This window comes from Candidatus Zixiibacteriota bacterium, assembly GCA_014728145.1.
GTDB lineage: Bacteria > Zixibacteria > MSB-5A5 > JAABVY01 > JAABVY01 > WJMC01.
In genome coordinates, this window is record WJMC01000236.1 from 1 (window position 1) to 7,842 (window position 7,842).

Genomic DNA, 7,842 nt, shown 5'->3' on the forward strand with positions numbered 1-7,842 from the left:
AATCAAACGACTATACTCCTGACCCCATGTCCAACGGAAATGTCGATGGTGATTGCGATATCGATCCAGAAGATATTGAATACCTGGACAATTACGTGAATTCTGGTGGACCGGCTTCGGTCAACTGCACCTGTGTCGAACCTCCGGTAATCTGCTGAAGATAGTGTGGAGACGCAAATAACGATGGCAATGTGAATGTCAGCGATGCAGTTCTTGTTGCATATTCTGTCTTACCAATGAAAGGACATGTACCTAAACCGATTTGGGCTTGCGGTGATGCCAACGGTGATGGCGGTGATGATGTTTCTGATACCGTATATAATTTATTTCGCATTTTCCGGTAGGGTATCTCCGTGGGAATGTTACGCTGGTTCATATGGTGATGAAGTCTGCTGTCAGTATGGTTCGTATTGAAATATGGTTCGGGTATAATCAAAAAAGCGGGTTTTTATCCCGCTTTTTCCTGTTCGGCAATAAGACACCTTGACATAATAGATTATCCTGTGTAATTTATTTTAGTGTACTTCCGCTAACCGAGATGATAGAAAATGATGCGCTTCTTCCTGATAGTGTTAATTCTGCTTGTCTGTTGGACTTCTACTCTGACCGCCCGGATTCTTCCCGGCGATGCTGACGGTAACGGCGGAGTGGATATCATGGATGTCCGCTATATAGAGAACTACCTGCGCACCATGAAACCTCACAACCCGGAGTTCATGAGCCATCTGGATGTCGACGCCGACTGCGATATCGACTGCGAAGATGCCGATTATCTTCGGGATTACCTGTTCGAATCCGGCCCCTCTCCACTTGAAAGCAACTGCCGTTTTCCGGAGGTCGACACCTGTTGCTGGCAAAGACCTGGTGACGCAACCCTTGACAATTTTATAGATGTAAGTGATGCAGTCTATATATTAAATTATGTATTATACCCGGATAGAGTGATCCCTCTCTCGATGGCAAATATGGACGCCGACGGCAACTGCGTGGTGAGTTATGAAGACGTTTTATATATAATGAATTATAATATGGCCAACGGTCCACATCCGGTAGCGTGCACATGTCTTGAGCCTGCTACTTCCTTGTATGCTGACTGCCGTGGAATTTGCGGAGATGTCAACTGCGATGAAAGTATCGATTTATCGGATGCGGTTTTTCTGCTCAGTTATTTATACAATGACGGCCCGCCTCCCTGCCCGGTCCCGGCCTGTGGCAATGTGAGCGGTTCAAGTTCTCGAGAGGTTGACCTTCAAGATGTAATGTTCATAGTCAATTTCTCCGTTTGCGGTGGGGTCTCCCCGGGCGATTGCTTCTTTGATGCCTGGTACCCCGAGCCTGCCTGCTGTCCCTATAAGTCATCTGAATGATTATAAGCGCTGTATAAAATCTGCACTGATTTCGGTTTAGCTGCTTTTGGGGCTTATCATACCCGCTTTTTTTCCGAATATATTCTATAATAAGAGGAGGAAAGCATCATAAAAAGCCTGCTGTCTCAGTTGGGCTTTTTTTGTTTTTACCGATTTATCTCTGCCATTCGGCGCAGTAGTTGTTCTCCGAGCGCGAAAATTCTGAAAACAGCTAAAAAAAGCTGACTATCCGCCGTATATCCATGTGAGATGGTAATAAAGCCCGATCCCCGCTCGGGCTTTTTCAGGGCTGTAACAAGATAGTGAATTTTTTAACAAAATGCTTGACATTGATTCGGTGTAAATCTATGATAAAATTCACGTTTGGACATACTGTCCGGACGTAAATATATGAGGTGGAGGTAAGATAGAGGTGAACAAAGTCTGCGAACCCGATCTTGAATTCGTCGATTTCATACGCCATGCCGGCGGCCAGGATGTGATGAAGTGCTACCAGTGCGCAACCTGCTCGGTCGTCTGCGAATTGTCGCCCGAGAAGAAACCGTTTCCGCGCAAGGAGATGATCTGGGCGCAATGGGGCTTGAAAGATAAACTCATAGCCGATCCGGATGTCTGGATGTGTCACCAGTGCAATGACTGCACGGTGCACTGCCCGCGCGGAGCACGGCCGGGTGATGTGCTGGCGGCTGTCAGGTCATACGTCTTCAGCCAGAACGCATTCCCGAAATTCATGGGACGCGCGCTGGCCAGCCCGAAGGCACTCCCGATCCTGTTTTTGGTGCCGATAATCGTGATCGGAATTATCATGTTCGCGTTCAACCAGGTCAACTTTGCCGAGCTCGGTTTCGGCGACCCGGTCGACTACAACGATTTCATCCGTCATGGCTGGACCGAAGGCCTGTTTATCACAGGCAACGTGATCATCTTCGCCTTCGCCGCGGTCGGACTATTGCGTTTCTGGAAGGAGATGAAACGGACATTCCCGGGTGAACCGTCCAAAGGTTTCGTGCCGAGCGTGATCGAAACGTTTATCGAGATCGCCACGCACAGGAATTTCAATAATTGTATCACCAACAAGCCCCGTGCGGTATCGCATTTTCTGGTGCTGTTTGGATTTATCGGCTCGATGGCCACTGCCGGGCTGGCGCTTTTGTGGACTGTCGCATTGGGACATCATTCGCCAATCGATCTGCCCAACCTGATCAAGGTGCTGGGTACTGTCAGCGGTCTGGCGATGCTGATCGGGCTCGGGATCCTGCTGACCAGGCGAGCTACCGACGCGGACAAGGTCGGCGCCAACGGTTACGCCGATAAAATGTTCCTGTATATTATCGCGATTGTGGCGTTTACCGGATTGATTCTGCAGTTCATCAGGATGGCGGGATTAGCACATGTAGCATATATAACTTACTTCATTCACCTGGTTTTCGTATTCTTCCTGTTGTGGTACGCGCCATATTCGAAGTTTGCGCACATGTTCTACCGCACCCTGGCATTGATCTATGTCCGCTCGATCAACCGCCAGCCACGCCGGAGATAACTTAGCTGATTACAAGATTTTGGCCGGAAGTTTATCTTCCGGCTTTTTTTTAGATTGCTTCATCGCTCTGCTCCTGGCAATGACTGCGACGGAGCGATTGTCTTTTCGACCGAGTTCTAATCTATGATTCAGGACGAGCGGAAAAATCTCAAGCATCGGATTTTTATATGGCAGGTCACAAACTCCCGACTGAAGTCTGGAGCTCAGGACCTGCCATAACAAAAACGTTGTCATAACGCCAAAGCGTGATTCCTTTTCAGGATAACGATAATAATAATGCCTGGCCGAAACCCACATCCGCTATAAAAGCAGTGAAGCGGGACAGTCTTTTGAAAGCAGAGGGCAAATAATTAACTAAACAGCCTAAATCGATTGACTGATCTCTATCGGAGATTATATTACTGCCTGACCGCGTGATGTTGATATTACTGTACTTGCGAGATAATCTGTCAAGCGAGGGATACTTATGAAAAAATTGATCGTTATCGCACTGATGATATTATTCTCATGCACATTTGTTTCCGGCATATCGGCCCAGGGCCTCACCAAAAATAACGTCATCATCCAATTTAACGGGGGGGGAGAAAACAACCAGCTCTATATCGGCCAGAAAAACCGTCTGGAAATCCTGGTCGTAAATGCAGTCGAGCTGGGTGGAATCAGTCTCGGCCTGGAATTCAAGTGCGAGGACTGCGGATACAGGATCGATACAGGTTACGGTGATATCGCCTCGACTAAAGGTGAAGACCTGATGGTTTTGAAGGCTCACGAGGATGCTTTCGACGGCAAGGTTCCGTGGTGGTCGGTAATCGCCTACCATCCGGGAAGCGACAGTGTCGGCATCGGCGGACTGCACATGCCCACCGATTACAGGCTTCCGCCCCATGCGACACCGGTACTCCTGTATTCAATGCAGATAGAAATCCCGGCTGATACCAGACCGCAAAAAGAAGGTTTCTGCGTCGACAATATCTTCTACCCACCTGCCGGTAAGTGGATTTTTTCCAACAGCAAGGGAATCAGCGTGGTACCCGCATTCATGGGTCAACGTGGCGGAGAAAAAGCGGACCCGGTCTGTTTCGATATTGTCATGCCGGAGTAGCCAAAGAGGTATTACCGAAATCAACCGCCCCGGGAATCATCATTTTCGAGCAATTCGTTTTCGATCGTGAGGATCAGCTTCTCTTTAGAGACCGCCCCCTGCAAAACAATCGGCCGACCAGCGAGTGGACAAAACACCAGTGTCGGCAGGTTGACCACCCCTAACTCCTGGGCAAGGTCTTCCTCATTGCGGATATCGACTTTATAGAATTTGACAGAAGCACCGTACTCCGACTCCAGCTTTTCCAAAACAGGCGAAAGCGCCTGGCAGGGTGGACAGGATTCATCGTGGAAATCTATTACGCAGGGGGTCTCGTCCTGGTAATTCCAGTCCTTGCTTTTTTCGTAGTTGAAAATATTCTCCAAAAAATCCCGACGGGTCATCGAACGCATATACTTAGCCCCTTTCATAGAAGAATCAGATTAGCAAAACTAACAACCGAATGCAGTTCCGCCACGGTCCTGATTTCCGACTTCAAGCCGGGAATTGTGATACTAAAACAACTGCCGGGTCACATTTCAAGCTAAAGCCTGAATTAAGACCCGGCAGTATGATCTTTAAATATATTTTAGTTACAGTTCAATCAACCACCATGGTCGAACGGCATAATCTGACAGCGTTCCATGTTCTGCTCTTCGAACGGTTTGTTGGGGTCGATATCCTTGACAGCATCCTTGTCACAGATCCAGCTGTTGCCTTTGTCATCGACAAAAACCGAAAGCTGGCGCGCCGATGTCTTCAGAACACCTTCTCCAAATACTGATTTCTTCTCTTCCATCACGTAGCCTCCTTTTAAAAGTATGACAATATAAGTATTAATTACATCTGTCTGCCAGAACCTTAAACATAACGATTTTGTTCCAATTTTTTAATTTAGACGAAAAAACATCTCTAAATCCACAGAATAACCGTATTATTGACCGTTTCTCGCTCAAACCGGTCAATAAATCGAGAAATATATTAAAACCTAAATGGCATTATTAGTCCAGTATAACATTACAACTTGCATGTGAAATATGGCACATGATGTTTTGTAGACCGGTCTACTTTTTGTCGACTTGTTTTTTAGCATATAATGTATAATATCCGTATAAATCACTTGACATTTTCCCCGCATTTTTTATTATAAATTTTTCGTTTTCATGCGTATTTAGGCATAGATGGCAGAGACGGATTTACAGGCATAGATTGTGATAAAAAGCACAAAGATACAGGTCTTAGCGGCACTATTTCAAATAAATTGAGTAATAATCTGCTAAAAGATAGGAGTATTCCATGGAAGTACAGGACATAAAAGGCGACGAGATTTCCTGCGATCTTCTGGTTGTGGGGGGTGGAATTGCCGGTACGACCACTGCCCTTGAGGCCAGCGAGGTCGGCGCAAAAGCTGTCCTGATCGAAAAGACTCCCATGCTGGGCGGCAGGGTGATACGGACCAATCAGTATTTTCCCAAGATGTGTCCGCCCTCGTGCGGTCTTGAAATCAACCTGAAACGAATCAGGCAAAACGAGAATATCACTGTTTCGACCCTGACTGAAGTGGAACAGGTTTCCGGTTCTCCCGGCAACTACGAAGTCACTCTCAGAATCAATCCGCGTTATGTCAATGACAAGTGCACCGCCTGTGGCGACTGTGCCAAGGTCTGCGAAATCAAACGGCCTAACGAATTGAACTACGGCCTGGATGAGACCACGGCGATCTATTTACCGCACAAGATGGCGTTTCCGCATCGCTATGTGATCGATCCGGAGTATGTCAACGACGATCGGATGAAAAAATGCGTGGAAGCCTGCCATTACGACGCGATCGAACTGGATATGCAGCCTCGTACGGTCAAGGTCAAAGCCGGCTCGATCGTCTGGACCACCGGCTGGGATCCTTACGATGCCGAGAAGATCGACAACCTCGGTTATGGCAAATATAAAAATGTAGTCACCAACGTAATTATGGAGCGTCTGGCCAGCGCTGACGGTCCGACCGAGGGCAAGATCCAGCGACTTTCCGACGGTGAAGCTCCCAAGAAGGTAGCTTTCGTACAGTGCGCGGGATCACGCGATGAAAATCATCTGCCTTACTGTTCGGGAGTCTGCTGTATGGCCTCGATGAAGCAGGCGCGCTATGTGCGCGATCAGCTCCCTGAGTCGGAATGTCATGTGTTTTATATAGATATCCGTTCACCCGGACGTCTGGAAGACTTCTACCTTAAATGCCAGGACGATGAAATGATTCATTTCCACAGGGGCAAGGTAGCCCGGATTACCGAGGAAGACGGCACAGGCAAATTGATCCTGGAAGCTGAGAACACCCTGACCGGTGAGATCACAAAGACCACCGCTGACATGGTTGTCCTGGCGACCGGTATGGTTCCGACCACTTCCAAGGCCGCGCCTCCTCTTGATACAAAGCTGGATGAATTCGGCTTCATCGACCAGGAGAACACTTCCGGTATCATCGGCGCCGGAACGGTCATGCGTCCCTGCGAGGTTTCGGCCTCGATTCAGGATGCCACCGGGGCCGCCCTGAAAGGCATTCTGGATTCGAAAGGAGGGAATCACTGATGGATCCTAAAATTGGCGTATTCATATGCGAGGGCTGTGAAATCGGCAGCTCGATAGATATAGACAAAGTCAAGGAACATGCCACTGGAGAATGCAAGGCTGATTTCTGCCAGACTCATAAATGCTATTGCTCCGACGAAGGTGTAAAAGCAATCAAGGATTCGATCGAATCCGAACAGCTCAACAAAGTCGTGATCGGCGCATGTTCACAGCGTTATTTCGCCGACAAATTTATGTTTGGCGATGAAGTTTTCACCGAGAGAGTCAACCTGCGCGAATGGGTGGCCTGGTGTCATGAGCCCAACGACGAAGACACCCAGATGCTGGCCGAAGACTACGTCGCCATGGGGGTGGCAAAAGCCCGCGTAGTTGAAAATCCGGTCGGCCCGCAGGAAACCACTGTCAAGGATATCCTGATCATCGGTGGCGGAGTGACCGGACTGCAGTCTGCTTTAAATGTCGCCAAAGCCGGCTACAAGGCAATCCTGATTGAAAAAGAGGACCATCTCGGTGGCTGGGCGGAGAAATTCCACAAGGTATTTCCCAAAGCGGCTCCCTATCGAGAGCTCCAGGAAAGCCCGCACATAAAACTGGTCGAGGAAGTAGAAAACAATTCCAATATCGAGGTCCGCAAATCGACCACGATTAAAAAGACCAAGGGCCAGCCGGGTCAGTTCGATGTCACCTTGCAGAATGGTTCGGGGGAAGAAGATATCCGCATCGGAGCAATCATACAGGCTACCGGATGGCGTCAGTATCCAACCGAAAAGCTTGATTACCTCGGCTATGGTTCTTCTCCGAACGTGATTACTAATATCCAGATGGAAGAGATGGCCAAAAACGATAAGATCGAGGTTCCGGAAGGTGGCGGTGCGCCTAAATCGGTGGCCTTCATACAGTGCGCCGGTTCGCGCGATCTCGATCACGCCCCCTACTGCTCGTCGGTCTGTTGCCGGGTATCCTTGAAGCAGGCCAAGTACGTACGCGAGAAATACCCGGATTGCAAAGTGTATATCATCTATAAAGATATTCGTTCACCGATGCAGTGGGAGCTGTTTTACGCCCAGGCCCAGGAAGATGACCATATCATCCTGACCAAGGGCGAGGTCCAGAAAGTCGGTCCCAATAGCAGTGGTGTCAATATCGAAATCAGCGAGACTTTGCTGGGCGAGGATATCCAGATCAATGCTGATATGGTCGTTCTGGCTACCGGCATGATCTCGACCAACAAGGTTGGCGATGAATTTGATGCCAATGAACCGATTGCCGATGTG

At 48.6% G+C, this 7,842-nt stretch carries 7 protein-coding genes; 5 read left to right on the forward strand and 2 right to left on the reverse strand.

Translation table 11 applies throughout. The features are described from left to right. The first annotated feature begins 548 nt into the window (after positions 1–548). The 3 genes from GF404_13025 to GF404_13035 all read left to right on the forward strand — a co-directional run bounded on the left by GF404_13025 (position 549) and on the right by GF404_13035 (position 4,009). Complete coding sequence (locus GF404_13025; GenBank protein ID MBD3383101.1) at positions 549–1,367, forward strand: hypothetical protein; 819 nt, start codon at positions 549–551, stop codon at positions 1,365–1,367. Between the two features lie 412 nt (positions 1,368–1,779). Then, on the forward strand, positions 1,780–2,907 hold the full coding sequence (locus tag GF404_13030) for a heterodisulfide reductase (GenBank protein MBD3383102.1): 1,128 nt from the start codon (positions 1,780–1,782) through the stop codon (positions 2,905–2,907). Between the two features lie 466 nt (positions 2,908–3,373). Then, positions 3,374–4,009 (forward strand): hypothetical protein, encoded by a 636-nt coding sequence (locus GF404_13035; GenBank protein ID MBD3383103.1) that lies wholly within the window; start codon positions 3,374–3,376, stop codon positions 4,007–4,009. Between the two features lie 20 nt (positions 4,010–4,029). Here GF404_13035 and GF404_13040 read toward each other — a convergent pair whose 3' ends face one another. Continuing rightward, the gene (locus tag GF404_13040) at positions 4,030–4,419 is read right to left on the reverse strand and encodes a thioredoxin fold domain-containing protein (protein ID MBD3383104.1); all 390 of its coding nucleotides are present in this window, start codon (positions 4,417–4,419) and stop codon (positions 4,030–4,032) included. Positions 4,420–4,592: 173 nt separating this feature from the next. Beyond that, complete coding sequence (locus GF404_13045) at positions 4,593–4,787, reverse strand: hypothetical protein (GenBank protein MBD3383105.1); 195 nt, start codon at positions 4,785–4,787, stop codon at positions 4,593–4,595. Between the two features lie 497 nt (positions 4,788–5,284). Here GF404_13045 and GF404_13050 point away from each other — a divergent pair, with 497 nt between their 5' ends. Continuing rightward, complete coding sequence (locus GF404_13050; GenBank protein MBD3383106.1) at positions 5,285–6,568, forward strand: FAD-dependent oxidoreductase; 1,284 nt, start codon at positions 5,285–5,287, stop codon at positions 6,566–6,568. Next, on the forward strand, positions 6,568–7,842 hold a 1,275-nt coding region (locus GF404_13055), incomplete at its 3' end, for an FAD-dependent oxidoreductase (GenBank protein ID MBD3383107.1). The genes GF404_13050 and GF404_13055, both read left to right, overlap by 1 nt.